Annotated in this window: 24 protein-coding genes and 1 tRNA gene; 12 read left to right on the forward strand and 13 right to left on the reverse strand. The window is 62.1% G+C overall.

Going from position 1 to position 25,072, the window contains the following annotated elements:
- Nucleotides 1-26 precede the first annotated feature (26 nt).
- From clpB to miaA, 7 genes are all read right to left on the reverse strand, one after another.
- Nucleotides 27-2,630 carry an ATP-dependent chaperone ClpB gene (clpB, locus tag GXY01S_RS07840; protein ID WP_061273839.1) on the reverse strand — a complete coding sequence of 868 codons (2,604 nt, stop codon included), beginning with the start codon at nucleotides 2,628-2,630 and terminating at the stop codon, nucleotides 27-29.
- Nucleotides 2,631-3,047: 417 nt separating this feature from the next.
- Nucleotides 3,048-4,121, reverse strand: coding sequence for an aldo/keto reductase (locus GXY01S_RS07845; RefSeq protein ID WP_061273841.1), 1,074 nt, complete (start codon nucleotides 4,119-4,121; stop codon nucleotides 3,048-3,050).
- Nucleotides 4,122-4,291: 170 nt separating this feature from the next.
- A complete protein-coding gene (locus tag GXY01S_RS07850) occupies nucleotides 4,292-5,068 on the reverse strand; it encodes a fumarylacetoacetate hydrolase family protein (RefSeq protein ID WP_061273952.1) in 777 nt (258 codons plus the stop codon).
- Nucleotides 5,069-5,158: 90 nt separating this feature from the next.
- A complete protein-coding gene (ilvC, locus tag GXY01S_RS07855) occupies nucleotides 5,159-6,178 on the reverse strand; it encodes a ketol-acid reductoisomerase (protein ID WP_061273843.1) in 1,020 nt (339 codons plus the stop codon).
- 51 nt (nucleotides 6,179-6,229) lie between these two features.
- On the reverse strand, nucleotides 6,230-6,745 hold the full coding sequence (gene ilvN / locus GXY01S_RS07860; RefSeq protein WP_061273845.1) for an acetolactate synthase small subunit: 516 nt from the start codon (nucleotides 6,743-6,745) through the stop codon (nucleotides 6,230-6,232).
- Nucleotides 6,746-6,845: 100 nt separating this feature from the next.
- Nucleotides 6,846-8,666, reverse strand: a complete 1,821-nt coding sequence (ilvB, locus tag GXY01S_RS07865; RefSeq protein WP_061273847.1) for a biosynthetic-type acetolactate synthase large subunit — start codon at nucleotides 8,664-8,666, stop codon at nucleotides 6,846-6,848.
- A 72-nt stretch (nucleotides 8,667-8,738) separates the two neighbouring features.
- Nucleotides 8,739-9,743, reverse strand: coding sequence for a tRNA (adenosine(37)-N6)-dimethylallyltransferase MiaA (miaA, locus tag GXY01S_RS07870; RefSeq protein ID WP_061273954.1), 1,005 nt, complete (start codon nucleotides 9,741-9,743; stop codon nucleotides 8,739-8,741).
- Nucleotides 9,744-9,774: 31 nt separating this feature from the next.
- On the opposite strand from miaA, the gene serB reads away from it, so the two are divergent.
- Entirely contained in the window at nucleotides 9,775-10,665 is an 891-nt protein-coding gene (gene serB, locus GXY01S_RS07875) for a phosphoserine phosphatase SerB (protein ID WP_061273849.1), read from the forward strand.
- Here the strand turns inward: serB and GXY01S_RS07880 are convergent.
- Complete coding sequence (locus tag GXY01S_RS07880) at nucleotides 10,655-11,614, reverse strand: cation diffusion facilitator family transporter (RefSeq protein ID WP_061273851.1); 960 nt, start codon at nucleotides 11,612-11,614, stop codon at nucleotides 10,655-10,657. The genes serB and GXY01S_RS07880 overlap by 11 nt on opposite strands.
- Nucleotides 11,615-11,754: 140 nt before the next feature.
- Between GXY01S_RS07880 and GXY01S_RS07885 the strand changes: the two genes are divergently transcribed.
- Both GXY01S_RS07885 and GXY01S_RS07890 read left to right on the forward strand, forming a co-directional pair.
- Nucleotides 11,755-12,606: a carbon-nitrogen hydrolase family protein gene (locus tag GXY01S_RS07885; protein WP_061273853.1), complete on the forward strand. Its 852-nt coding sequence runs from the start codon at nucleotides 11,755-11,757 to the stop codon at nucleotides 12,604-12,606.
- A complete protein-coding gene (locus GXY01S_RS07890) occupies nucleotides 12,603-13,406 on the forward strand; it encodes an NAD kinase (protein ID WP_061273855.1) in 804 nt (267 codons plus the stop codon). The genes GXY01S_RS07885 and GXY01S_RS07890 overlap by 4 nt, the downstream gene beginning before the upstream one ends.
- 98 nt (nucleotides 13,407-13,504) lie before the next feature.
- Here GXY01S_RS07890 and GXY01S_RS07895 read toward each other — a convergent pair whose 3' ends face one another.
- The 5 genes from GXY01S_RS07895 to GXY01S_RS07915 are packed head-to-tail and all read right to left on the reverse strand — an operon-like array spanning nucleotide 13,505 to nucleotide 17,398.
- Complete coding sequence (locus tag GXY01S_RS07895; RefSeq protein WP_061273857.1) at nucleotides 13,505-14,224, reverse strand: M48 family metallopeptidase; 720 nt, start codon at nucleotides 14,222-14,224, stop codon at nucleotides 13,505-13,507.
- Nucleotides 14,224-14,712 (reverse strand): YcgN family cysteine cluster protein, encoded by a 489-nt coding sequence (locus GXY01S_RS07900; protein WP_061273859.1) that lies wholly within the window; start codon nucleotides 14,710-14,712, stop codon nucleotides 14,224-14,226. The genes GXY01S_RS07895 and GXY01S_RS07900 overlap by 1 nt, the downstream gene beginning before the upstream one ends.
- A 33-nt stretch (nucleotides 14,713-14,745) precedes the next feature.
- Nucleotides 14,746-15,210, reverse strand: a complete 465-nt coding sequence (locus tag GXY01S_RS07905; RefSeq protein ID WP_174520930.1) for a hypothetical protein — start codon at nucleotides 15,208-15,210, stop codon at nucleotides 14,746-14,748.
- A complete protein-coding gene (locus GXY01S_RS07910; protein WP_061273863.1) occupies nucleotides 15,210-16,241 on the reverse strand; it encodes an extracellular solute-binding protein in 1,032 nt (343 codons plus the stop codon). Before GXY01S_RS07910 ends, GXY01S_RS07905 begins: the two co-directional genes overlap by 1 nt.
- Before the next feature lie 44 nt (nucleotides 16,242-16,285).
- On the reverse strand, nucleotides 16,286-17,398 hold the full coding sequence (locus GXY01S_RS07915) for an ABC transporter ATP-binding protein (RefSeq protein WP_061273865.1): 1,113 nt from the start codon (nucleotides 17,396-17,398) through the stop codon (nucleotides 16,286-16,288).
- A gap of 101 nt (nucleotides 17,399-17,499) precedes the next feature.
- Here GXY01S_RS07915 and GXY01S_RS07920 point away from each other — a divergent pair, with 101 nt between their 5' ends.
- From GXY01S_RS07920 to GXY01S_RS18050, 9 genes are all read left to right on the forward strand, one after another.
- Nucleotides 17,500-17,760, forward strand: coding sequence for a hypothetical protein (locus GXY01S_RS07920; protein WP_061273866.1), 261 nt, complete (start codon nucleotides 17,500-17,502; stop codon nucleotides 17,758-17,760).
- Nucleotides 17,761-17,800: 40 nt separating this feature from the next.
- Nucleotides 17,801-18,235 (forward strand): hypothetical protein, encoded by a 435-nt coding sequence (locus tag GXY01S_RS07925; RefSeq protein ID WP_061273868.1) that lies wholly within the window; start codon nucleotides 17,801-17,803, stop codon nucleotides 18,233-18,235.
- Nucleotides 18,236-18,416: 181 nt separating this feature from the next.
- The gene (locus GXY01S_RS07930; protein ID WP_061273870.1) at nucleotides 18,417-18,896 is read left to right on the forward strand and encodes a MarR family winged helix-turn-helix transcriptional regulator; all 480 of its coding nucleotides are present in this window, start codon (nucleotides 18,417-18,419) and stop codon (nucleotides 18,894-18,896) included.
- A 187-nt stretch (nucleotides 18,897-19,083) separates the two neighbouring features.
- A complete protein-coding gene (locus GXY01S_RS07935) occupies nucleotides 19,084-19,278 on the forward strand; it encodes a DUF1656 domain-containing protein (protein WP_061273872.1) in 195 nt (64 codons plus the stop codon).
- Between the two features lie 27 nt (nucleotides 19,279-19,305).
- Nucleotides 19,306-20,217, forward strand: a complete 912-nt coding sequence (locus GXY01S_RS07940) for an HlyD family efflux transporter periplasmic adaptor subunit (protein ID WP_061273873.1) — start codon at nucleotides 19,306-19,308, stop codon at nucleotides 20,215-20,217.
- A 15-nt stretch (nucleotides 20,218-20,232) separates the two neighbouring features.
- On the forward strand, nucleotides 20,233-21,759 hold the full coding sequence (locus GXY01S_RS07945) for an efflux transporter outer membrane subunit (protein WP_061273875.1): 1,527 nt from the start codon (nucleotides 20,233-20,235) through the stop codon (nucleotides 21,757-21,759).
- Between the two features lie 318 nt (nucleotides 21,760-22,077).
- Nucleotides 22,078-22,165 (forward strand) — tRNA-Leu (locus GXY01S_RS07950).
- Nucleotides 22,166-22,260: 95 nt separating this feature from the next.
- A complete protein-coding gene (locus GXY01S_RS07955) occupies nucleotides 22,261-23,862 on the forward strand; it encodes a DUF6538 domain-containing protein (RefSeq protein WP_061273877.1) in 1,602 nt (533 codons plus the stop codon).
- Between the two features lie 44 nt (nucleotides 23,863-23,906).
- Nucleotides 23,907-25,067 (forward strand): DUF3644 domain-containing protein, encoded by a 1,161-nt coding sequence (locus GXY01S_RS18050; protein ID WP_146222743.1) that lies wholly within the window; start codon nucleotides 23,907-23,909, stop codon nucleotides 25,065-25,067.
- Nucleotides 25,068-25,072: the final 5 nt, after the last annotated feature.

Raw genomic sequence — 25,072 nt, forward strand, 5'->3', positions numbered from 1 at the left:
TCCCAGTCCGGTAATGTGCGCCGGTATCAGTCGGCCTCGACCTCGGTGCCATTGATGGTCAGGCGATCATCCTTCGCATCAACGGTCACGGTTTCACCGTCATGGATGGTGCCTTCAAGCAGCAGGCCTGCCAGCGGGTTCTGCAGGGCGCGCTGGATCACGCGCTTGAGCGGACGCGCACCATAGACCGGGTCATAGCCCTCATTCGCCAGCCAGATCTCGCCGCCCTTGTCCAGGCGGAGCGCGATGTTGCGCTCGGCAAGCAGCTTGCGCAGGCGACCGATCTGGATTTCCACGATCTTGCCCATATCCGCTTTCTGCAGGCGGGAGAACAGGATGATCTCGTCCAGACGGTTGAGGAACTCGGGCCGGAAGTGGTTGCGCACCACCTGCATGACCTCGGGCCGCACGCTATCAACCGATTCACCATCAGGCAGATGGGCCAGCACGTCGGAGCCGAGGTTACTGGTCAGCACGATCAGGGTGTTGCGGAAGTCAACCGTGCGTCCCTGCCCATCGGTCAGGCGGCCATCATCGAGCACCTGCAGCAGGATGTTGAACACATCCTCATGCGCCTTCTCGACCTCATCGAACAGGATGACCTGATAGGGCCTGCGGCGGACGGCCTCGGTCAGCACGCCGCCTTCCTCGTAGCCGACATAACCAGGAGGCGCACCGACGAGCCGCGAGACGGCATGCTTCTCCATGAACTCGCTCATGTCGATGCGCAGCAGGGCCTTCTCGTCATCGAATAGGAAGCGGGCCAGCGCCTTGCACAGCTCGGTCTTGCCCACGCCCGTCGGACCAAGGAACAGGAACGAGCCGATGGGGCGGTTGGGGTCCTGCAACCCGGCACGCGCACGGCGCACGGCGTTGGAGACGGCCTTGAGGGCTGGTTCCTGCCCCACCACGCTCTTGCGCAGTTCATCTTCCATGCGCAACAGCTTGGCGCGCTCGCCTTCAAGCATGCGGTCCACCGGCACGCCGGTCCAGCGCGAGACCACGGCGGCGATGCCCTGATCGGTCACGGTATCGCTGACCATGCCATCGCCCTTGCTGATCTGGTCAGCCTCTTCCTGCGCCTTGGCAATCTGAGCCTGAAGCTGCGGCAGGCGGCTGTACATCAGCTCCGATGCCCGGGCGAGGTCACCCTTGCGCTGGGCGATCTCGATATCCGAGCGGATCTGGTCCATTTCCTCCTGCAGCTTCTGCACCGCGTTCACGCGGTCCTTTTCAGCATGCCAGGCGGCGGTCAGCGCATCGGATTTTTCCTGCAGTTCCGACAGTTCGGCTTCCAGCTTGACCAGACGCTCCTTGCTCGCCGCGTCGTCTTCCTTGCGGATGGCTTCGCGCTCGATCTTGAGCTGGATCAGGCGGCGGTCGAGTTCATCGAGTTCCTCGGGCTTGCTGTCAATCTGCATGCGCAGGCGGCTTGCGGCCTCATCAACAAGGTCAATCGCCTTGTCCGGCAGGAAGCGATCGGTGATGTAGCGATTGGACAGCGTTGCCGCCGCCACCAGCGCACCATCGGAAATACGGATACCGTGATGGAGTTCGTATTTCTCCTTGATGCCACGCAGGATGGAGATGGTGTCGGCCACCGTCGGCTCGCCTACATAGACCGGCTGGAAGCGCCGGGCGAGGGCCGCGTCCTTCTCGATATACTTGCGGTATTCATCAAGCGTGGTGGCGCCGATGCAGTGCAGCACGCCACGGGCGAGTTCGGGCTTGATGAGGTTGGAGGCATCCATCGCGCCATCGCTGCGGCCTGCACCCACAAGGGTATGCATCTCATCGATGAACAGGATGACCTGGCCCTCGGCGGACTCGATCTCCTTGAGCACGGCTTTCAGGCGTTCCTCAAACTCGCCACGGAACTTGGCACCCGCGACCAGCGCGCCCATGTCGAGCGAGAGCAGCTTCTTGTTCTTGAGCGCCTCGGGCACGTCGCCATTGACAATACGCTGGGCCAGCCCTTCAACAATGGCGGTCTTGCCCACGCCCGGCTCACCGATCAGGACCGGGTTGTTCTTGCTGCGGCGCGCCAGCACCTGAATGGCGCGGCGGATTTCCTCATCGCGGCCGATGACCGGGTCAAGCTTGCCCTGAAGGGCGACCTCGGTCACGTCGCGGGCATATTTCTTCAGCGCGTCAAAATTGGCTTCAGCGTTTTCGCTATCCACGGTGCGTCCCTTGCGGATGGTGGCAATGGCTTTTTCCAGCGCCTGGGGCGTAGCACCACCCGCACGCAGGGCCTGACCGGCAGGCGTTTCGGATGCGGCGATGGCGGCCAGAAGCCGGTCCTGCGCTACAAAACCGTCACCCGCCTTCTGCGCGGCCTGCTCGGCGGCATCAAGCACGCGCACCAGTTCACCCGTGGCGCTGGGCTGGCCTGCGCCGCTGCCCTGCACCTTTGGCAGTTTGGCAAGAGCGGCCTCGTTGGCGCTGGTAATGGCGGGCACGTCACCGCCTGCGGCGCGGATCAGGGCAGAAGCGGCGCCCTGGTCATCATCAAGCAGGGCCTTGAGCAGGTGCTCGGGCGTAAGCTGCTGGTTGTAGTCGCGCATGGCGATGGTCTGGGCAGCCTGCAGGAAACCGCGCGAACGTTCCGTGAATTTTTCGATGTTCATATGTTTCTTCGTCCCTTTCAATCAGGCGACAATGATGGTTCTGCCTTTGCGCCGTCCCTCAACAGGCAACGGCAAGGCGCTGGATTCCAGATGGGATCCAGCCGATGTTATTACAAGATGCCGGTCGCCAGTTTCCTTGCTTCCCTGCCGTGTCTGATCATGGGGTTAGCTGACCATTGGCGCAGGGTCCGCAACCTTGATCCAGATCAAGCTTGCCGTGCCTTATCGGCGTAACGGCCATTCGCCCGGGACGTTATGAAGAGACCCTGCACCGGTCATGGACGATTGATGCAGGATGCAAATCTGCCCCCGCAAAAAATTATCAATAACAAAGAAGTTTTTGGTGAAGCTTTTTTTAAAAGCTTCAGAAGAACGCCGCCTTTTTGAAAAATGGCGGCACCCGAAAACTTCTGTTTATTATTCTGGCTTACCAGCCTTGGCCGCCACCGCCGGACCAAGCAGCAGCAGGTCGGCGGCTGACAGCCGGTCGGACGCATTACTGGCCTGATGCCAGTAGGGATAGAGCAGCGGGGGCGCGCTTGCTGCATCAAGGCGGCTGATGTCTTCAGCACTCAGCACAAGGTCGGCGGCCTTTAGGTTATCGACAAGCTGCGCCTCGGTGCGCGCGCCGATGACGATGGAGGTAATGGCCGGCCGCTGCGCCACCCAGGCCAGCGCCACCTGGGCTGCGGAAATGTTACGGGCCTCGGCAATGCTCACGAGCACTTCCACCACATCGTAGAGTTTTTCAATGTCATGAACCGGCGGCTCGCCCCATTTCTCGATCTGGCGCGTGCCTGCGGGCTGTGGCCTGCCGCGGCGGTACTTGCCCGAAAGCAGGCCACCAGCCATGGGGCTCCAGACCTGCACGCCAATGCCCTGATCGAGCGAAAGCGGCAGCAGTTCATATTCCGCCTCGCGCGCTTGCAGGGAGTAGTAGATCTGCTGCGCCACGGGGGCGATCAGCCGGTCGCGCTCGGCCACCGACAGCGCCTTCATCAGGTGCCAGGCCGAGAAGTTGGACACCCCGGTATAACGGATCTTGCCCGCGCGGGTCAGGGTATCGAGCGCTTCCAGCGTTTCATCAAGCGGGGTCTGGCCATCCCATTCATGCAGGTAATACAGGTCGATATGGTCGCGCCCCAGCCGCCTGAGGCTGGCCTCGCACGCGCGGATGAGGTGATAGCGCGACAGCCCGGCATCATTGGCCCCCTTGCCCATGGTAAAACGGGCCTTGGTGGTGACCATGATGTCATCGCTGCGGCCTTTCAGCGCAGCACCCAGTATTTCCTCCGACACGCCCGCTGAATAGATATCCGCCGTATCGAACATGTTGATCCCGGCTTCGATGCACAGGTCAAGCTGGCGGCGAGCGCCTGCAAGATCGGTATCGCCGGTCTTGGCGAAATCACCCTTGCCGCCAAAGGTCATGGTGCCCAGCGTGAAGGCTGAAATTCTGAGGCCCGAACGGCCAAGCTTACGGTATTGCATCTCTTTTCCTTCCCATAATGCCTGTAAAGCGCCTGTCACGTGGCATTACGCCAATAATGAAAAGTTTTTGGTGAAGCGTTTTTCAAAAAGCTTTGAAAAGAACGCCGCCTTCCTGAAAAAAGGCGGCACCCGGAAACTTTCATGATGACAGGCGCCACATACGGCAGGCTTCAGCCGGTATAGGTCACGTTCAGTTCGCCCACCCCGGCACAGGTGGCATGCATCACATCGCCCCGCCTGACCGGCCCCACGCCCGAGGGCGTGCCGGTCATGATCAGGTCGCCCGGCGCAAGGGTGACGAAACGGCTGAGGCAGGCAATGATTTCGGGCACGGACCAGATCATCTCCATCAGGTCGCCTTTCTGGCGCTGCTCGCCATTGACGCTCAGGGCAATGGCCCCGCTTTCGGGGTGGCCAATGCGCGCGGCGGGCACCATGGCGGAAATGGGACAGGACTGGTCAAACCCCTTGGCCAGCGCCCACGGGCGGCCTGCCTTCTTGGCGGCGGCCTGCAGGTCGCGCCGGGTCATGTCCAGCCCTACCGCGTAGCCATAGACGTGCGAGAGCGCCTTCTCCACCTCAATGTCAGCCCCCTCGCGCCCGATGGCGACGACAAGCTCCACCTCATGATGCAGGTCGGCCGTGCTGACGGGAAAAGGCAGCAGCCCCCCGCCGGGCACCACCGCATCACCGGGCTTGGCAAAAAAGAAGGGTTCGGAGCGCTCGGGGTTGCTGCCCATCTCGCGCGCATGGGCGGCATAGTTCTGCCCCACGCACCATATCCGCCTGACAGGAAAGACGCCCGCACTCCCCTCCACTGGCACGACAGGAAGGGTGTAGGGGGGAATTACGTACTCCGTCACGATACGGCGCTCCTGCTGTTCATACCGGCGCGCATGGTGGCACCCGTGCCCGGTCGTGTCACGGCAAATGCGGGGCAGCCCCATGAAAGCGGACATAAAAAAAACGCCAGCCGGAACACTCCGGCTGGCGCTGAAAATACGGTGGCGACAGGTGCCGCCGTTATTTTACGCAGATCAGTTGCGGGCCTTGTCGACCAGCTTGTTCTTGCCGATCCACGACATCATGCCGCGCAGCTTCTCGCCCACTTTCTCGATCTGGTGCTCATTGTTATGCGCACGGGTGGCCTTGAAGCCGATGTTGCCGGACTGGTTTTCCAGGATGAAGTTGCGCACGAAGGTGCCGTCCTGGATGTCGGTCAGGATCTTCTTCATCTCGACCTTGGTTTCCGGCGTGATCACGCGCGGGCCGGACACGTATTCACCATACTCCGCGGTGTTGGAGATGGAGTAGTTCATGTTCGCGATGCCGCCTTCATAGATCAGGTCGACGATCAGCTTCATTTCGTGCAGGCACTCGAAATAGGCCATTTCCGGCGCATAACCGGCCTCAACCAGCGTCTCGAAACCCGCGCGGATCAGCTCGACAAGGCCACCGCACAGCACGGCCTGCTCGCCGAACAGGTCGGTCTCGACCTCTTCCTTGAAGGTGGTCTCGATAATGCCCGCACGGCCACCGCCATTGGCGGAAGCATAGGACAGCGCGATTTCAAGCGCATTGCCCGAGGCGTTCTGCGCCACGGCCACCAGCGACGGCACGCCACCACCCTTCTGGTATTCCGAGCGCACGGTGTGGCCGGGGCCCTTAGGCGCGATCAGGAACACATCAAGGTCGGGACGCGCCTCGATGATGCGGAAGTGAATGGCCAGGCCATGCGCGAAGGCAAGGGCCGCACCCTGCTTGAGGTTCTTCTCAAGCGATTCCTTGTACAGCGCGCCCTGGCCTTCATCAGGCGTCAGCACCATCACCACATCGGCCCACTTGGCGGCATCGGCGGGGTTCATGACCTTGAAGCCTGCGGCCTCGGCCTTGGCAACGGCCTTTGATTCGGGGCGCAGGCCGACAACGATGTCGGTCACGCCGGAATCCTTCAGGTTGTTGGCATGGGCATGGCCCTGGCTGCCGTAGCCGATGATGGCAACCTTCTTGCTCTTGATCAGGTTCACGTCGGCATCGCGATCATAATAGACGCGCATGGTCTTGCTCCTTGGGGAATGAAAAAACGGATAAAGTAAAAAACGCGACCCTTACAGGATTGCCGCCCCACGGGCGATGGCGGCAATGCCCGTGCGCGAGACCTCGGCCAGGCCGAGGGGACGCATGAGGTCGATGAAGGCATCAAGCTTGTCGGACGCGCCGGTCAGCTCAAAGACGAACGAGGTGGCCGAGGCATCAACCGGGTGGGCGCGAAAGGCCTGCGCAATGCGCAGCGCGTCGGCCCGGCGCTCGCCGCTGGCAATGACCTTGACGAGCGCCATCTCGCGCGCCACGTGCGGCTCGCGCCCGGTCATGACCGCCACGCGGTACACCGGCACCAGCCGCTCCACCTGCGCGCGGATCTGGCCCAGCACATGCGGGGTCGCGGTGGTGACGATATTGATGCGCGACTGGCGGCGGGTTTCATCCACCGCGGCCACGGTCAGGCTCTCGATATTGTATCCACGACCTGAGAACAGGCCGATCACGCGGGCGAGCGCGCCGCTTTCGTTCTCGACCTGAATGGAAATGACCGCGGAGACCGGGCTCTCCTGCTGCGTGGTCATGATGTGTTTCCTGACTGCTTGGGGCGCCGCCCTGCAGGAGCAGGGGCGGCAGGAAAGGACAGAGAAACCTGCGGCACAACCGCCGCAGGCAGGCGCAAGATCAGACCAGCATGCGGCCTTCGGCGCTGATCTCGTCATCCTGATCGGGGCCGAGGAGCATCTGGTTATGCGCCGCCCCCGAGGGGATCATGGGATAGCAGTTTTCATCCTGCGCCACGCATATGTCCGCCACCACCGGACCGGGATGGGCCAGCATCTCGGCAATCACGCCATCAAGCTCGCCCACGCAGGTCGCGCGCAGCCCCTTGCCATGAAAGCTTTCCGCAAGCTTCACGAAATCGGGCAGGGCCGCGCTGTAGCTCTCGGAATAGCGCGAGTCATGCAGCAGTTCCTGCCACTGGCGCACCATGCCCATATACTGGTTGTTCAGGATGAACACCTTAACCGGCAGACGGTACTGCGCGATGGTGGACAGTTCCTGGATGTTCATCAGCGTCGAGGCTTCGCCCGCGATGTCGATCACCAGCGCATCGGGGTGGGCGATCTGCGCGCCCACGGCGGCGGGCAGCCCGTAGCCCATGGTGCCAAGCCCGCCCGATGTCAGCCAGCGATTGGGTCTGTCAAAGCCGAAATGCTGGGCCGCCCACATCTGGTGCTGCCCCACCTCGGTCGAGACATAGGTATCGCGCCCGGTGGCGGTGACGAGTTCATGCAGGCGGCGGATGGTGTATTGCGGGCGGATGATGGCCCCGGGCGCCCTGTCCTGCACGAAGCCGAGGCTGTCGGTCTTGCGCCATTCGTTGATCTGGTGCCACCACTGCGCCATGTCGATGGGCTGGCGGGTATTGGCGGGGGTGCACTCCCACTCTTCGAGCATCATCTCGATCACGCGCCGCGCATCACCCACGATGCCCACGTCAACCGGCACGATCTTGTTGATCTGGCTGGGGTCGATATCGGCATGGATCTTGAACGAGCCGGGCGAGAACGCATCGAGCCTGCCGGTCACGCGGTCATCAAAGCGCGAGCCAAGGGCGATCAGCACGTCGCAGCCATGAGTGGCCATGTTGGCTTCGTACGTGCCATGCATGCCCAGCATGCCCAGGAAGCGCCGGTCGCCCGCGGGCATCGACCCCAGCCCCATCAGCGTGGAGGTGCACGGAAAGCCCGTCTTTTCCACCAGTTTGCGCAGGGCGGCTGATGCCTCCGGCCCGGCATTGATGATGCCGCCACCCGTATAGAACAGCGGGCGGCGCGCGCCCTTCATGGCGGCCACGGCGCGGGCAATCACCTCCCGGCCCGGCTCGGTCTGCGGGCGGTAGGAGGGATGCGGCACGCGCGGGGCCTCGCTATAGGGCGCGGGGCCGACCATCAGGTTCTTGGGCAGGTCAACGAGCACCGGGCCGGGGCGACCGCTGCGCGCGATATGAAAGGCCTCGTGCACGCAGGGCGCCACATCTTCCGCGCGACGGATGAGGTAGTTGTATTTGGTGGCCGGGCGCGTGATGCCGGTCGTGTCCGCCTCCTGGAAGGCATCGGTGCCGATCAGCGGCACGCCGACCTGACCCGAGAAGCAGACCACCGGAATCGAGTCCAGCATGGCATCAAGCAGGCCGGTCACGGTATTGGTGGCACCCGGCCCGCTGGTGACGAGCACCACGCCCACCTTGCCGGTCGAGCGGGCATAGGCTTCCGCCGCATGCACGGCGGCCTGCTCGTGGCGGACCAGAACGTGGCGAATCGCATCCTGGCGGAAAATGGCATCATAAATCGGCAGGACCGCGCCACCGGGATAGCCGAAAATAACCTCGACCCCCTGCTCGGCCAGCACGCGCAGAAGCACTTCCGCGCCGCTGAGCACGGATGTATCCGTGCCCGCTGCGTGAGGCTTCAGGTCGGTCTGGTGCGATGCTGTGTTCATGGTCCTGCTCCTTCGCCACTGGTGGCCAGAACAATCCGGCCAGCCCTGATCAGGCGAAATCCCGGCCCGGGTTTACGGAAAGCCTTGGCCCGCGTCAATGCGTTTAATAACAAAAGAAATGATTTTATCGCCCACCCTTTCCATTTGTTGCGCAGCTTCGTCTTTTTCGAATCGTTTTTCATATAAAAAGGTGTCCGCCGGGGCAGCACACGGGTGATGGGCAAACCATGTGGCCTGCCGCTTGGTGTATTGCCCGGTCAACTGAATGGCGCGCGCCGCCGCATCCGCCCGCGTCATCTCACCGCGCAGCACGGCGGCCAGTTCGGGCACGCCATGGGCACGCATGGCGGGCAGGTCGGGCGGCAGGTTTTGTGCCAGCAGGGCTTCCACCTCCGCCATGGCGCCCTGCCCGAGCATGGCGTGGAAGCGCCGGGCAATGGCCGCGCGCAGCCCGTCACGCGCGGGGTGCAGCCTTATGGCGATGAAGCGGGCATCAAGCCCGGGCAGCACGGCCTCTCGCCGCCACCACGCCATGCCATGGCCGGTGGCGGCATGCACCTCCCACGCGCGGGCCAGGCGCTGGCCATCATTGGGGCGCAGGGTGGCGGCGGTTTCGGGGTCAAGCTGCTGCAGGCGGGCATGCAGGGCGGGGGCGCCAAGTTCGGCCAGCAGGGCGCGCGCGCGTTCGCGGATGGCGGGTGGCGGCTGGGGAATATCAGCCAGCCCATCGGTCAGGGCGCGGAAATACATGCCCGTGCCACCACAGAATATCGGCACGCGCCCGGCATTCCACGCGCTCTGCGCCGCCACCAGCGCCTGCTCGCGCCACCACGCCACCGAGCCATTGCACGCAGCGGGCAGCACGCCGTACAGCGCATGGGGCACGCAGGCTTCCTCCGCCACGGTGGGGCGGGCGGTGAGAATGCGCAGGTCGCGGTAAACCTGCATCGAATCGGTGTTGATGATGGTGCCGCCCACATGCCGCGCCAGAGCCAGCGCGAGTGCGGACTTGCCCGAACAGGTCGGACCCGCCACGATTAGCGCCACGCGCGCCTGCCCTGAAGGGGGGCGTGTCATTGTTTCATCCTTTTCACTGACCCCGGACCCCATGGCTGATTCCCCTTCCCACGCCCATACCCTTGTACTGGTGGCCAACCGTGACGCCACATCGCTCACGGCGATCGATATCGCGACCGCGCGCGACCTTGCCCGCGCTGCCGCCCCCGTGACCCTGTCGGAAGGGGAAGCGGTCGAGATGGCCTGCACCGCTCCCGATATCGCCGCCCTGCGCGCCGTTTTTGCCAAGGGCCATATCGACGTGCTGGTAACGCCCGCTGGCAACCGCCGCAAGCGCGTGCTGGTGGCCGACATGGACAGCACCATTGTCAGTTGCGAAACGCTGGACGACATCGCGGCCCATGCCGGCATTGGCGAGAAGATTGCCGAGATCACGCGCCGCTCCATGAATGGCGAGATCGAATTCGAGGCTGCCCTGCGCGAGCGCGTGGCCCTGCTGCGCGGCCTGCCCGTGACCTTGCTGGAAAAAGCGTGGAAGGACGTAAAGCTCAACACGGGGGCAATCGAACTGGTGCGCACCATGGGGGCGGGTGGCGCGCGCACGGCGCTGGTGTCTGGCGGGTTCACGTTCTTTACCAGCCGGGTGGCAAAACTGTGCGGCTTTGATGAAAACCATGCCAACACCCTGCTTGCCGCAGGCGAGAGCCTGACCGGCGCGGTGGGCCAGCCCATTTTAGGTCCGGATGCCAAGCTTGCGCACCTGCGGCGTCTTGTCGCGGCTCAGGGCGTGAGCGTGGCGGATGCGCTGGCCACCGGCGATGGCGCAAACGACCTGGCCATGCTGCGGGTTGCGGGGCTTGGCATCGCCTTCCACGCCAAGCCTGCCGTGCGGCGCGAGATCAGCAACCAGGTCAACGCCACCACGCTGCGCAGCCTGCTCTTCGCGCAGGGCTACCGGGCGGCGGAATTCGTCACGGCGTAACGACCGTGCCGCGGGCGGCGGTGGCGGCGGGCTGGCCACGGCTGTCCTGCGCCTCGATGAACACGCGCGTGACCTCGGGGTAGGCCTGCTTGATCTGGCGCTCGAGCGTGCTGACCACGATCTCGACCTGCCCTGCCGTCATGTCGTTGCGAAAATCGAGGCTGATCACCACCAGCACGTCGCGCGGGCCGAAATGCATGGAGCGGATCTCGTTCAGCCGCTCGACCCCGTCCGCCCCCAGCGCCATGGTGCGCAGGGCGCGCAGCACTTCCGGCGCAACCCCTTCGCCCGTCAGCAGCGACTGGGATTCGCGTGCGAGGAAGGCCGCCGTCACGGCCAGAATGAAGGCAATGAGGATGGAGGCCACGCCATCGAGCACCGGCATGTCCAGCCACTCGGCCAGGACATTGCCCAGCAGGGCCACGAACAGCCCGCTCAGCGCCGCCGTATCCTCGAACAGGACGGTAAACACGGTGGGGTCCTTGCTCATCTGCACGGCCTCGACCCAGCCGCGCCGGCCCTTGCCCTCCTTGCGGAAGGCCCGCAGCGCCATCAGCCACACCGAGCCTTCAAACACGATGCTCGCCACCAGCACGGCGTAATTGACCAGCACATGCGCCACCGGCTGCGGGTGGATGATGTGGATGATCCCCTCATAGAGCGAGACCCCGGCGCCCAGGCCAAAGATGAGCAGCGCCACCACAAAGGTCCAGAAATACAGCTCCAGCCCGTAGCCGAACGGGTGCGTGGCCGTGGCCGGGCGGGTCGCGCGCTTCATGCCCACGAGCAGCAGGCCCTGGTTGCCGGTATCGATCAGGGAGTGGATGGCCTCGCTGAGCATGGAGGCGCTGCCGGTCAGGAAGGCCGCGCCAAATTTGGTGGCCGCCACCAGCAGGTTGCCGCCAAGGGCCGCGAAGATGACCGTTCGGGAAGATGAGGAATGTGCCATTGATTTTTCAATATTGAACCAGAGGCCATCCTATCGCGCCACGCCCCCTTTTAACAGTGCGGCAGGCCTGCGTGCCGGTTGCTAGGGGCGTGCCGCCTGTCCTATGGTCACGCGGCACTGCCTACGGAGTACCAGCCCAGATGCGCACCACCGTCATCCAGATGGCGCCTGGCGCCTCCGCGCCCGAGAATATCGATACCGCCCGCGCCCTCATCACCGCCGCCATCACCGCCGACAAGCCCGACCTCGTGGTGCTGCCCGAGATGTGGAGCTGCCTTGGCGGCACGCGCGACATGAAATTCGCCGCAGCCGAAGTGCTGCCCGCCCCCGATGGCACGGGCGAGGCGGGGCCGCTGTACCGCTTCCTGTCCGGCATTGCGCGCGCGCATGGCGTGAGCGTGCATGGTGGCTCGATTGGCGAGCGACATGGGGAGAAGCTGTTCAACACCGCCCTTGTGTTCAACCCGCAGGGCCACGAGGTCGCGCGCTACCGCAAGATCCACCTGTTTGACGTCACCACCCCCGGCGGCGAGGGCTACCGCGAGAGCGATACCTACGGGCCCGGCTCCGACATCGTGACCGCCCCGCTTTCACCCGATCTCACCGCCGGGCTTGCCATCTGCTACGACATCCGCTTTCCCGCGCTGTTCCATGCGCTGCGCGCGCGCGGCGCCAACGTGCTGCTGGTGCCCGCCGCCTTTACCGTAGAGACCGGTCTGGCCCATTGGGAGACGCTGCTGCGCGCCCGCGCCATAGAGACCCAGTGCTGGATGGTGGCCTGCGGCACCACCGGCACCCACACCGATGCCGCCGGCCAGCCGCGCCGCACCTATGGCCATTCCATGATCATCGACCCGTGGGGCACCATCGTGGCCCAGGTCTCGGATGGGCCGGGATGGAGCACCGCGCGCATCGAACGTGGCGTGATTGACAGCACGCGCGCGCGCATGCCGGTCATGGCACATCACCGCCTGTCCATCCACACTCCATGACCGACATGTCGTACCCCGGCTGGGCCGATGGGTACATTCCCACAAAACTGTGCTTCGCCGCCGCCCCCAACGAGAGTGCCGGAATATGGCGCAAACGGCTGGTGGACCAGTACGGCCAGTGCCCGCCCGAGGAGGCGGACGCCCTGATCTGCCTCGGTGGCGATGGCTTCATGCTGGAAACGCTGCACACCACCCTTGGGCGCACACTGCCGGTTTACGGCATCAACTGCGGCACGGTGGGCTTCCTGATGAACCCCGCCGTACCTGATGACCTGCCCGCCCGCCTTGCCGCAGCCCAGGTGGCCATCCTGCACCCGCTGCGCATGCAGGCCACCACCATGGATGGCCAGTGCGTGCATGCCCTTGCCCTCAATGATGTATTCCTGTTCCGCCAGACCCGGCAGGCCGCCAAGATCCGCATCGGGGTGGACGGGCGCGTGCGCCTGCCCGAACTGATCTGCGATGGCGTGCTGATCTCCACCCCCGCAGGCTCGACCGCCTACAACCTCTCGGCCCACGGGCCGATCGTGCCGCTCTCGGCCAATCTGCTGCCGCTGACCCCCATCAGCGCCTTCCGCCCGCGCCGGTGGCGTGGCGCGCTGCTGCCCTCCACCGCGCGGGTGCGCTTTGACATTCTGGAAACCGACAAGCGCCCCGTCGCCGCCGTGGCGGATTTTACCGAAGTGCGCGATGTCATTTCCGTCGAGATCAGCGAGGCACGCGAGCTGCACACCACCGTGCTGTTCGACCCCGGGCAGAGCCTGTCGGAACGGATCATCGCCGAACAGTTTACGGCCTGAATGATAAAAGTTTTTGGCGAAGCTTTTTGCAAAAAGCTTCGAAAGAACGCCGCCTTTTTGAAAAAAGGCGGCGCCCAAAAACTTTGATCCGTTCCCTTTTACCCAACCAGCCGGTGCAGGCTCGCCCCGTTGGCCCGCAGCCATTTCTCGGCCTGGCGGCGATGGGGGGTAAGCTGATCGACCAGCAGCCAGAAATCCGGCCCGTGATTCATGTGCCGCAGATGGGCGAGTTCATGGGCGATGATGTAATGCTGCACCTCCTGCGGGGCCATGACCAGCCGCCAGCACAGCATGATGCTGCCATCGGATGAGCAACTGCCCCAGCGGCTTTTCGTATCGCGCAGCCTGAGCTGGGTGGGGCGCAGGCCACTGGCTTCGGCCTGAAGGCGCAGCCGCGCGGGCAGCAGCACCTGCGCCTGCGCGCGCAGATAGGCCATGACGCGCCGGGAGATGAACTCGGCCGCACCGCTCACATGCAGGCGGCCTTCTTCCAGCCACGCACCCCGCCGGGCCTCGGGGCAGTGCACGATCTCGCGGCTCTGGCCATCAAGCAGCACATGCCCGCCATGGCGCAGCTCGGCGGCAGGCGGCAGGCGTGCAAGACCGGCCGCGACCCAGCCGGAATGGGCGCGCAGCAGGGCCAGCCCATCCGCCCTGCGGGCCGCGCGCGGCAGGGTCATGACCACATGCCCCGCCACGGGGTCGATGCGCATGGAAATCCGCCGCGCCCGCGCCGAGACACGCCAGCGCACCGGAACCGACCCCGATGCGATGGGCACGCTCTCCAGCCCGTTATCCTGCCCCGCGCCCTGCGCCATCAGCGCCCGCGCGGGCGGGTGCGGCAGAATGCATCCTTCGGGGCCTCGCCGGGCCAGTCGATGATGTGGTCTTCCAGCAGGCCCGCGCGGCGCTCGCTGATGGCCCGGCCACTGACCGATATGCCCGCCTCATGCACCGTCTCGTGCGTGCCGGACACCAGCGGGTGCCACCAGGGTAGCGGCTCGCCATCGCGCACCAGCACGTAACCGCAGGTAGGCGGCAGCCAGTCGATATCGGCCAGCATTTCCGCCGTCAGGCTGATGCAGTCCTGCACGCGGCGATGGCGGTGGGCGTAATCGGTGCACAGGCAGGTGGTGGTGTCGAGCAGGCGGCAGGCGACATCGGTAAACAGCACCTCGTCCGTCTCGTCCTCGCGCAACTTGTGCAGGCAGCACCGCCCGCAGCCATCGCACAGTGATTCCCACTGCGCGCGGGTCATCTGCGCCAGCGGCGTCGTCTCCCAGAAAGGAGGGGTCTCATCGGTCATGATGTCGTCCTGCCATATCGCATCCGTATATTTTCATTGCAGTGCCGCCGCCGCCATGGCGCACAGCACGGTCATCACCGCGCAGAACACACCCACCCCCGCCACCGGGGCCGCCAGCAGGGGCAGCCACAGCAGGCGCAGCCGTGCCTGCGCCCCGGCGCCAAGTCCGCGCGCCGTGCGCGACAGGCCGGGCGGCACGGCATCAAGCACGCGCAGCAGCGGCCACAGGGCCGCGGGCGCCACAAACGCTCCCTGCGCCACGCTCCCCATGCCGCCACCCTGCCCCGCAAGGCCCGGCCACAGCAGCGCCAGCGCCAGCCCCGGCAGCATGAGGGCCAGCATGAGGCCACGCAGCACCACGCACCGCGCGGGCCAGGCCCGATGCATAATGGCCTGCGCCCCCAGCACCAGCACGCAGGCCAGCCAAAGCCCCAGCGCGGTGCCGCACCCATCGGCCACCAGCGCGCCGAGCGGGTGGGTGGCAAGGCGGGGCAGCATCAACCCGCCTTGCGCAGCCATAACGCAAACCGCCGGGACAGGGGGGCGTAATTCACCTGCCAGAACTGCACATCAACGGGCAGTAGGGCCGCCGGATGGGCCGGGGTGGACGGCCCTGCGGGTGCTGCCCCCACGAAAGCGGCCTGCCGGTCTGGCTGGACAATGAAATGCAGCAGGTCGCGCGACCGGCCCAGCCGCTCGGCGGACTGTCCCGCTACTACCGCCCATGACAGGTCATAGGACAGCGCCATGTCGGCATTGATGCCAATCCGCCCCGGCTCCCCGCGCGTGGCGAGGCTGTCCACAGCCTCACGCGGCGCGCTGCCCATGAGCACCTGCTTGCGTGACAGGAGGCTTGCGGCCTCATTGGGGGTGGACCACCACGTTATATAAGGACGCAACTGGCTGAGCTTGCGAAAGGCGCGGTCAACGCCCTGCGGCGTGGCGAGCTGGCCATAAACCTGGGCGGGCGGCACGCCATCAGCCAGCAGCGCGATCTCGAGCGTGGTGCGCGGGTCGCGCCGCAGGCCGCGCTTGCCCGGAAAGCGCACGATATCCCAGAAATCATTCCATCGCGGCGCGCTGTCACGCCATGTCTGGTCCCATGCCACCACGACCTGTGTTGCCAGCCCCGGCGCGCCGCAGCCATCGGGGTTGGTGGCGCTGCCTGCCAGATGCACCACAAGGCCCTGCATGCAGGCGGCGCGGATGGTCGTATCCTCGGCAAAAACCAGCGACCAGGCGCTGGCGCTCCCCCCGGCCTGCACCCCATGGGACTCGAGGTCCGGCAGGGCGCCCGTCCAGGCCCTGCGCGTAACGGACTGCCCCGTGGCCTGCCTGAAAGGCTGGAAAAACGCGACATCCTGCGCCGGAGCGAGCTGTGGCTCCGTGCTGGCCACCACCAGCGCGGGGCCGTGGTGGATGCGGGCGGCCGCCTGCACGCCAGCCACCGGCACGGGCAGGGCAGTCAGGGCCACGAGCAGGCCGGGCAGGATGGCGCTGAGGGAACGGCGGGACACAATCTGGAACACGGGTGGGAAACAGCCTTTCGGGCGGGGGCGGAAGATGGCGGACGCTACTCCATTTCACCCCGGAACGGAAAGGCCATTGCCTGCGCGGGCTGCCACGCCAGCACCGCCGCCTGCCCCGGCGCCACGCGCTGCAGGGCGGCAGTGGGCGGGCGGCGCACGAGCAGTTCCGCCCCGTTTTCCAGCCGCAGGCGCAGCAGCACATGGTCGCCCATCTGGCGCAGGTCGGTCAGCGTGGCCGCGAGCAGGGGCGGCTCGTCAGGGTCGGCCCCCGTCATGCCGGGGCGGGAGGGAAACATCACGGCCACCCGGTCGGGGCGGATGCACAATGTGGCCAGGTGGTCCGCCGCGACACCGGGCATGGCCATGGCCTCGACCGGCAGGCCGCCGGGCAGGTGGGCCAGCGCCACGTCATCCTCCACGCTGGCCACGCGCACGGTCAGGGCATTGACATCACCAAATTCGGTGGCCACGCGGTCACAGGCGGGGCGCTCGAACAGGTCGCGCGCCGTGCCCACCTGCAACACGTCCATGCCGTGCATGCAGGCGATCGTATCGCCAAGCAGCAGGGCATCATCACGCGCGCGGGTCAGCAGCACCACGCACAGCCCGCGCGCGCGGACGAGACGGGCGACAAGGCGGCGCATGGCGCGGCGACTGGCAGCAGGCAGCGGCGCAAAGACATCTTCAAGCACCAGCACGGGCGGCTCGAACACAAGGGCGCGGCCCAGCATGACGCGCAGCGCCTGCTCGGGGGGCAGCATTGCCGGGCGGGCCTGCTCCAGCCCGTCAAGCCCGAGCAGGGCCAGCACGCCGCGCACCCGCGCCATCGCCGCCTGCGACTCCATGCCCCGCGCCCGCAGCCCGAAGGCAAGATTGGCCTGCACGCTCATATGCGCGAACAGCGGGTCACGCCAGCCAACCAGCGTGCACGGACGGGCCTCGGGCGGGAAGGCCGTGACATCCACGCCATCGATCATGACCTGCCCGGCCCCTGCCGACACATGGCCCGCAAGCAGGTCGGCAACCGTGCTCAGGCACGCCGCCTGCTCATTGACAATGGCCAGGCACGCCCCGGCAGCAGCCGAAAAGGACAGGCCCGGCGCGCCGGGAGAGGCGGCCAGCGCGCTTGCAACCAGCCGTATGGAGAAAGGAGACATGCGATAACAGAAACCTGACTGGGGGGATAAAGCGTTATAAGCAATGGTTACCTCCTTGCCAGAGGATTATCCGCTTCACCCGCCCTAAAAAGGAAACGACAATGAGCAAGACCACGGACACCATCAAGAACGTGACCCACGAAGACCTGCAGGCCCTGAAAAGCCACATCGAAACCCTGCTGCACACGCATGGCAAACAGGCGCTGCATGACGTGGCGGGCAAGGCCGAGAAGCTGGCGGGCCACGCCCGTGAAAGCCTGGAAGAGCATGCGCCCAAAAAAGGCGGCTCACGCGCTCGTTCGTTTGTGGCTATCGCCATTTTCTCGGTGATCGGCTATTTTCTTGGCCGCGCAACGAAATAAGGCATTCTAGCCTGCCGTAACCAGAGGACATGCGAGCATCATGAGAATAGGCGAAATCGGTAAAACCATCATTGAAGGGGAACTGACCCTACGTAAACTGATGGCGATCCGTCTTGGTCGTCAGGCCGCATTCCTGGTTGTGGCAGCGATATTTGCCTTCTTTGCCGTCATTTCAGGCCATGGGCTGCTATGGGCCTTCTGTTACCAGACCCTGGGCTTCAGCGCCCTTGGCGCGGCGGCCACGGTCTTCGCGGCCGATGTGCTGGTGGTGCTCATGGGCCTGGTGATGGGCCGCCGCTCCTACATGACGCCAGAGGAAATCCGCGTACGATTCGCACGCGAACACGCCCTGAACGAACTGCGGCAGACCGTGGCGCTGTCCGCCGTGGCCACCACGGTGGCGGGTCCGCTCACGCGCCATACCTTCCGGGCGGTATGGGGGCTGCTGCGCAGCCTGTCCGGTCGCGGCAGATAACGCCAGCAGACCGCCGCACACGGACTATCTGGCAATGATCCACGTCATTGCCAGATAGTATCCATGCTGAAATTGCATTGGCTCACATTCGCGTTTTCTGGAAACGTGCAGCTTCCGGACATACTAAGCACGCAAATGGTTTGCATGCTTAATATCTGTATGTTCCCGCTGGCGGAGCCCGATGCCCGATCTGGAGCGCAACAAGAAGGAACTGTCGTTCGGTCGCCGCCTCGCCCGGCTTGGTGCTGCGTGGCGTCGGCAGGTCGATCACGACCTGCGCGAATATGGCCTGACCGAAGCGACATGGCGGCCTGTCCTGTATCTTGGCCTGCTGCCGCCCCCCGTGCGCCAGACAGACCTCGTGCGCGTGCTTGAAATCGAAGCCCCATCCGTCGCCCGCCTGCTTGATGTACTGGAACGCCGCGACCTCGTGTTCCGTTCCCCCGACCATGAGGATAAACGCTCGAAACTCGTCAGCCTGACGGAAAAGGGCGAACGCACGGCACGCCAGGTGCGCCACGCGGTGGAAGCCGTGTCGAGCCGCCTGCTGCATGGCATTTCCTCACCGGAACTGCTGGCCTGCTATTCGGTTTTCGAGCGGATCGAAGCCAACCTGCATAAAAAACCCGCCCTCCCCCCCCAGACGGCGGCAATGCGGTGATGCCCCTGCCCTTTCCTCCCCTTTTTCCACCCCATGCCGGGGGCGTGTCCCTGCATTGTGGCACCATTGACGGTTTCTTCCCGCCGCCGTGTCGGCTACAGATAGCGGCACAGCGGCGCGGAGTCTGTCACCGGGTGTCGCTACCTGCTTCTCCTTCAACGGGACCGTTCGGAATGAGAACCGCCTGATGCTGAGCGAATTCAACCTCTTCGGTGTCTTCATGGCACCGATTGTCGTCTATGCCGTCGCTGCCCTGCCTGTCACCATGCTGTTGCGCTCGGTGCTGTGGTGGTGCGGCATAATGAAATGGTTCTGGCATCTCGCCCTGTTTGAGGTCGCGCTATACACTTGCGTCCTGTGCCTGATGATCCTGTACATCTGACTGTCCCAAGAAGGTTCGAGAATCCCCATGCCTCTCCTGCGCACCCTGATCCGTGTGGTCCTGACCCTGGCGGTCGTGACGATGGCCGTCGTCATGGGCATCACTTTATGGGACACCTACATGATTGCCCCCTGGACGCGTGACGGGCGTGTCCGCGTCTATGTCGTTGACGTGGCGCCGGAAGTATCGGGCACGGTGGTGCAACTGCCCGTGGTGGACAACCAGTACGTCCATCGTGGCGACCCTCTGTTCGTGCTTGACCCCGTGCGCTTCCGCCTTGCCATCCGCGAGGCGCAGGCCCGGCTCGATGGCGCGCTGGAAGACCTCAAGCTCAAGCAGAACGACGCCCGCCGCCGCATGGGCCTTGGCGGCATTGTCTCGGCGGAAGAGCAGGAAGTATTCAACTCGAACGTGGCAACCCAGATCGCCTCGGTCGATGCGGCGCGCGCGGCCCTTGACCTGGCCAAGCTGAACCTGCAGCGCTCCATCCTGTATTCGCCCGTCAACGGCAACATCACCAACCTCAACCTGCGGATCGGTGATTACGTGACCGAGGGGCATGCCCGCCTGGCCGTGATCGACTCCGACTCCTACTGGGTCAACGGCTACTTTGAGGAAACCAAGATGTGGGGCGTGCATGTGGGCGACGAGGCGCGCGTCAAGCTCATGGGCTACAAGGACATCATTCCCGGCCACGTGGTCAGCATCGCGCGCGGTATCAATGACCAGAACGGCCGCCCCGACGGGCTTGGCCTGCAGGATGTCAGCCCGATCTTCACATGGGTGCGGCTTGCACAGCGTATCCCGGTCCGTATCCACCTTGACCATGTGCCCGACAGCGTGACACTCGCCGCCGGCATGACGGCCACGATCAGCGTCGGCCCGCAGGCCCGCACGCAGCGCGGCCGCCTGACGACATGGCTGCAAGACCACCTGTAAGGCGCGGGCACAATCATGAACATTACTTCAGTTACCCGCAGGACCGGCCTGTTCCTGACATCGGCCATCTTCCTGGCCGGTTGCACGGTGGGGCCGCGCTACCAGCCGGACCGGATGAAGCTTCCCGCCAAGTTCACCGAGGACGAGCATACCGCCACCCCCGAGGAGATCGAGGACACCAACAAGGAACTCAAGGAGTGGTGGCACCTCTTCAAGGATCCTGAACTCGACAAGCTGGTCGACAAGGCCATTGCCGGCAATTACAACCTGCAGGTGGCGGGCCAGCGGATCATGGCCGAGCGCGCCATCCGCGATGTGCAGGCATCGCAGTGGTATCCGCAGGTTGATACGCAGGCATCGGCCGGTAATGTCCGCTATTCGGTCAATATCGATAACTGGCCGCTGCGCCCCGGCTCGGCTGCGGGCGCGGCCAACCAGCCCCAGGCCGCGTATCTGGGCTACGGGTTCAGCGCAAGCTGGCAGATTGACGTGTTCGGCCGCATCCGCCGTGGGGTGGAAGCCGAGAACCGCGCGGTCGAGGAATCGATCGAGGACCGTCGTGGCGTCATGGTCATGATGCTGTCGGAGCTTGCGGGCGACTACATGATGCTGCGTGACCAGCAGTTGCGGCTGGAAATTGCCAACAACAACATCCATGTGGCGCAGGACGCCTATGACCTGACCAACCGGCTGTATCTTGAAGGCGTGGGCAACACCATGCAGATCGCGCAGGCCAAGGCGGAACTGGATTCCCAGACCGCCGCGCGCGAACCGCTCAAGACCCATATCTCCCAGATCACCCATGCGATCGACGTGCTGATGGGCCAGATGCCGGGCACGTCGGAGCTGGAACTGAAAGTGGCCAAGCCGCTGCCGCCGGTGCCGGAGTTCCCCGCCACCCTGCCATCGATGGTCATTGCCAACCGCCCCGACATCCGCAAGGCCGAGCGCACCTATGCCGAGGCCACGGCGCGCATTGGCGTGGCGGTGGCCCAGCTTTACCCCAACTTCACCATTCCGCTGAACTTCAACCCCAATGCATCGGCGATGTACCAGGTGTTCCAGATGGGGGGCATGAGCTGGCAGTTCCTGATGATGGCCTCGCTGCCCCTGATGCATGGCGGCAAATACACCTCGCAGATCCGCATGGCGCAGGCTGCGGCCGAGGCAAGCCGCCTGGCCTACCGGCAGTCCGTGCTGAACGGCTTCAAGGAAGTCGAAGATGCGATGGCCGCCTGGCATGATGATGAGGAACACACCGAACTGCTGGCCAAGGCTGCGGAAGACAGCTCACTGGCCAGCGAACGCGCCCGCAAGCTGTATGCGGCGGGTCTTGTGGGCTTCCTGGAAGTGCTGACGACCGAACGCACCACGCTGAACGCCCAGAATGCCGAAGCCATGGCCCGACTGGAGCGCCTGCAGGATGCGATCAACCTTTACACCGCACTCGGCGCGGGCTGGCAGGGCATTGCGCTGACCAATACCACCCTGCCCGTGTCGCTTGAAAAGCAGAACATGCTGGCGCGCGCCTTCCAGCAGTAATGCGGTTTCGGCCTGCCCCGCCCTTATGGCGCGGCAGGTTGCGCACGCCAGGAGGGAACCGATAAAGACTGTCTGGAAAATTGGCCCGCCAAAAATCCAGAAATCATAGGGAAGTTTTTGGCGAAGCTTTTTTCAAAAAGCTTTGAAGGACGCATTACGCTTTTTGACCAGCCTGATGCCCTGCACATTACATGGGCTGGTCTTTATAAACTGATTCAGGCTGCTACGATTTATGAATAGAGCGGCAACAACTCAATTCAATAAAATCAGGACTGATGATTGTGCTACGCCCTGTATATGCTAAACAGGGCGGCATAAGCGAGCTTGGCGGAATGGTAGACGCACGAGACTTAAAATCTTGCGCCTGTAACTGGGCGTGCGGGTTCGAGTCCCGCAGTTCGCACCACTCATAACATATTGATTTAATTGACTTTTATGGTCTTTCCACAACCATAAAAGCCGAACCTTCTACAATCGGCTTCTACAAAATGAGCCGTCTGTATGTTGATTCGTCTCCAATCCGGGTATCATTTCCGCAGGGCCGTGCCTTCACATATCCGTGATATTGTGGGCAAAAAGGAGCTATGGCTCTCCCTTGGCACTAACAAACGCGAGGTTGCCAAACCATATGCGTGTGCAGTTTTCGCAGAGACCGAAAGGCTGTTCCGTTCCGTAATGCACCTCAAGACAGAACTCAGCGAAGACGAAAATTTTATCAGGGATGAACTCCCTGAAGACGTGCAGGAACTCTTTGACCTGCTTATTCAGGACTATCAGCACAGGATTGCAGAACTCCAGACGCAATATGACCATCAGAAACTCAGGCATTCCATGGACAGTCTGGAACAGATGGAAAAGCTGGAGAAAGCCAGAACACTGACTGGTAAGAGTGTGAATCTGCTGGAGCGCACTGTCACAGACCTGAAAAAGACCAAAGCCAGCCTTCCAGCCCTGACAGATATCCAGAGCCAGATTAAGGACATGAAAGCCTTTCTGGCTCCGAAGGAAAAGCCTTCTCCCCTCTTTTCAGAAGCGATTAAAATTTTCCTGGAAAGCAAGGACACCACAGTCAAATCCACTGTGGTCAAATCCTACGAACGCACCTTCAAACGCTTTCTGGAGGTCTGCGGGGATAAACCCATGCGAGACTATACCGGGGCAGATGTTGGGCATTTCAAAGCCCTGATGGAACAGCTACCGGAAAGTTATGGCAAACAGCGCAATGACACCCGGACAGTTCAGGAATTTGTGGCTGATGCGAAGAAACGCAAGCTGGCCCGTATCTCCGGGAAATCAGTCAAAAACCATTTCACCAAACTTTCCGGGCTTTGGAAACATTTCCTTCTGCGTGACCTTGTGGACCGTAACGTGTTCACTGGTGGCTGGCAGTTTGACACAAAGTCCAAAACCAATCGTGTGCGCTGGAGTGATAACGACTTAAAGGCCATTGCAGGTCAGCCCTGGCAGTTTGGCACCATCAGCCACAAGACAGCGTCCATGATTGTGGGGATTGCGTCTTACACAGGGATGCGACTGGAAGAAATCTGCCGTTTAAGACCGCAGGACATTCAGGAGATTCAAGGTATTCCGTGCATTCTGGTGCAGGACCACCCTGCCCTTAAAGGCAAACCCTGGACTGAATGGAGTGCGAAGACCGAAGCCGGAAGACGTGTCGTTCCCATCTGCACAGCCTTGCAGGAAGCCGGATTGCTAGACCTTGCACAAAGAGCGACAAACCAGAAACGTCACTACCTGTTCCATGACCTTGATTTTAAGGGGCAAGACAATAAACGCTCTGCTCACTTCCAGAGAGACTTCAGCAAGTTCAAATCACGTCTGGGCATTGGCAAGAGCGTGGTGTTCCATTCATTCCGGCATAACGTCTCGACCAAACTCAGGAACATTCATGAGCATGGCGTGGGTGGCTTACGTGAATCCTGGATTGATGACTTTCTTGGGCATGAAAGCCACGACAAGTCAGTCGGAAGCACTGTCTATTTCGATGATGTGGATATTGTGAACCTCAAAAGAGTTGCGGAAAGCGTGAAATATCCTGAGTATTGGGATATAAAGTCTCTCTTTACATCTAAAGTGAAATGCTAAATTTTTTGTTTTTCATTGAATCTTAAATATTTTCGGAGGATCAAATGCGTGGAAAAACTGGAGGTTCTCTAACACCGGAAGAAAAGCGAATAGTTAAAGCTTTATTAAATCGGGGCATAACGGGGCAAGATATTCAGAATACCATCAACATAGGCCGAAAAGCACCCGTTAATAGTGGTCGTATTTCAGCCGTTAAGACATCGACTATCACACCAGCCAGTGATGCAGAAGTTGAAGCTTACCTTTACAAAAAAAACTCATATGACCTGCAAACTGGTCTGAACATTGTGGATGATGAAAGGATTATAAAATCTCGTGAAGCAATGTTTCTCGCTGTTAATCTCTTCAACACTCCCCATCTAAAATTTAAAGCAGAAGGATTTTCAGTTTATGCAACCATCGCATGGACGTATCTAGTTCATGAATATTGTTCTCGCAATAACGTACCCTTTGAAGATAAACACGGTCGCACTGCTACTCTTTGTGTATTAATTAAAAAACAAGAATTAAAACTATCTACCGGAATCATAAAAAATTTAGAAGCTCTCAAAGAAATCCGAGACGCTGTTGAACATCGTATCACGGGGAATAGTGACGCCAATTGGTATTCTATTTTCCAAGCTTGCTGCCTGAATTATGACGCAACATTAGTTTCATGGTTTGGAATAAAAGTATCCCTTCAGAAGAATCTTTCTTTCGCATTGCAGTTTGCGAAACTATCAATTCCACAGATTGCATCAATACAAAACTTCAATGTTCCACCACGTATTCTAGCTTTAGATGCTCGCTTAAACAAAGACGTACCTATTGATAAGGAAGACATCGAATATCGCTTGAAGGTTATTTACACCTTAGACAAGGTTTCCAAAAGTGAAGCTAATGTACATTTTGTGAACCCCTCATCTTCCGCAGGACAAGAAATCCATAATATTTTATTGCACGAACGTCTTGCAGATGACTTATACCCATTCAAAGCCAAGCCAGTCCAAGAAGCTGTTCAAAAGTCTGTAAAAATTATATTCAATATGAACTCTCATACACGTGCTTGGAAAAAATATAAAATAAGACCCTCATCAAAAGATAAAAATCCCGAAAAAACAAATAAAAAATACTGCGTTTACAATAAAGCCCACAAAGACTACACATACAATCAAAGCTGGATAAATTTTTTAATATCTGAAATAAATAAAGGAGATTTTTTTTAGATTTT

The organism is Komagataeibacter xylinus NBRC 15237, assembly GCF_001571345.1.
Classification (GTDB): Bacteria; Pseudomonadota; Alphaproteobacteria; order Acetobacterales; family Acetobacteraceae; genus Komagataeibacter; species Komagataeibacter xylinus.

Bases quoted from the DNA above. Each gene is read 5' to 3' on its own strand.
- GXY01S_RS07900 (WP_061273859.1), bottom strand. From the start codon at position 14,712: ATGACCGATGAGACCCCTCCTTTCTGGGAGACGACGCCGCTGGCGCAG.
- GXY01S_RS07955 (WP_061273877.1), top strand. From the start codon at position 22,261: ATGTTGATTCGTCTCCAATCCGGGTATCATTTCCGCAGGGCCGTGCCT.
- GXY01S_RS07905 (WP_174520930.1), bottom strand. From the start codon at position 15,210: ATGCTGCCCCGCCTTGCCACCCACCCGCTCGGCGCGCTGGTGGCCGAT.
- GXY01S_RS07930 (WP_061273870.1), top strand. From the start codon at position 18,417: ATGCCCGATCTGGAGCGCAACAAGAAGGAACTGTCGTTCGGTCGCCGC.
- GXY01S_RS18050 (WP_146222743.1), top strand. From the start codon at position 23,907: ATGCGTGGAAAAACTGGAGGTTCTCTAACACCGGAAGAAAAGCGAATA.
- GXY01S_RS07915 (WP_061273865.1), bottom strand. From the start codon at position 17,398: ATGTCTCCTTTCTCCATACGGCTGGTTGCAAGCGCGCTGGCCGCCTCT.
- ilvB (WP_061273847.1), bottom strand. From the start codon at position 8,666: ATGAACACAGCATCGCACCAGACCGACCTGAAGCCTCACGCAGCGGGC.
- GXY01S_RS07885 (WP_061273853.1), top strand. From the start codon at position 11,755: ATGCGCACCACCGTCATCCAGATGGCGCCTGGCGCCTCCGCGCCCGAG.
- miaA (WP_061273954.1), bottom strand. From the start codon at position 9,743: ATGACACGCCCCCCTTCAGGGCAGGCGCGCGTGGCGCTAATCGTGGCG.
- GXY01S_RS07880 (WP_061273851.1), bottom strand. From the start codon at position 11,614: ATGGCACATTCCTCATCTTCCCGAACGGTCATCTTCGCGGCCCTTGGC.
- GXY01S_RS07845 (WP_061273841.1), bottom strand. From the start codon at position 4,121: ATGCAATACCGTAAGCTTGGCCGTTCGGGCCTCAGAATTTCAGCCTTC.
- ilvN (WP_061273845.1), bottom strand. From the start codon at position 6,745: ATGACCACGCAGCAGGAGAGCCCGGTCTCCGCGGTCATTTCCATTCAG.
- ilvC (WP_061273843.1), bottom strand. From the start codon at position 6,178: ATGCGCGTCTATTATGATCGCGATGCCGACGTGAACCTGATCAAGAGC.
- GXY01S_RS07850 (WP_061273952.1), bottom strand. From the start codon at position 5,068: ATGGGGCTGCCCCGCATTTGCCGTGACACGACCGGGCACGGGTGCCAC.
- serB (WP_061273849.1), top strand. From the start codon at position 9,775: ATGGCTGATTCCCCTTCCCACGCCCATACCCTTGTACTGGTGGCCAAC.
- GXY01S_RS07940 (WP_061273873.1), top strand. From the start codon at position 19,306: ATGCCTCTCCTGCGCACCCTGATCCGTGTGGTCCTGACCCTGGCGGTC.
- GXY01S_RS07895 (WP_061273857.1), bottom strand. From the start codon at position 14,224: ATGGCGCAGGGCGCGGGGCAGGATAACGGGCTGGAGAGCGTGCCCATC.
- GXY01S_RS07935 (WP_061273872.1), top strand. From the start codon at position 19,084: ATGCTGAGCGAATTCAACCTCTTCGGTGTCTTCATGGCACCGATTGTC.
- GXY01S_RS07920 (WP_061273866.1), top strand. From the start codon at position 17,500: ATGAGCAAGACCACGGACACCATCAAGAACGTGACCCACGAAGACCTG.
- GXY01S_RS07945 (WP_061273875.1), top strand. From the start codon at position 20,233: ATGAACATTACTTCAGTTACCCGCAGGACCGGCCTGTTCCTGACATCG.
- GXY01S_RS07890 (WP_061273855.1), top strand. From the start codon at position 12,603: ATGACCGACATGTCGTACCCCGGCTGGGCCGATGGGTACATTCCCACA.
- GXY01S_RS07925 (WP_061273868.1), top strand. From the start codon at position 17,801: ATGAGAATAGGCGAAATCGGTAAAACCATCATTGAAGGGGAACTGACC.
- clpB (WP_061273839.1), bottom strand. From the start codon at position 2,630: ATGAACATCGAAAAATTCACGGAACGTTCGCGCGGTTTCCTGCAGGCT.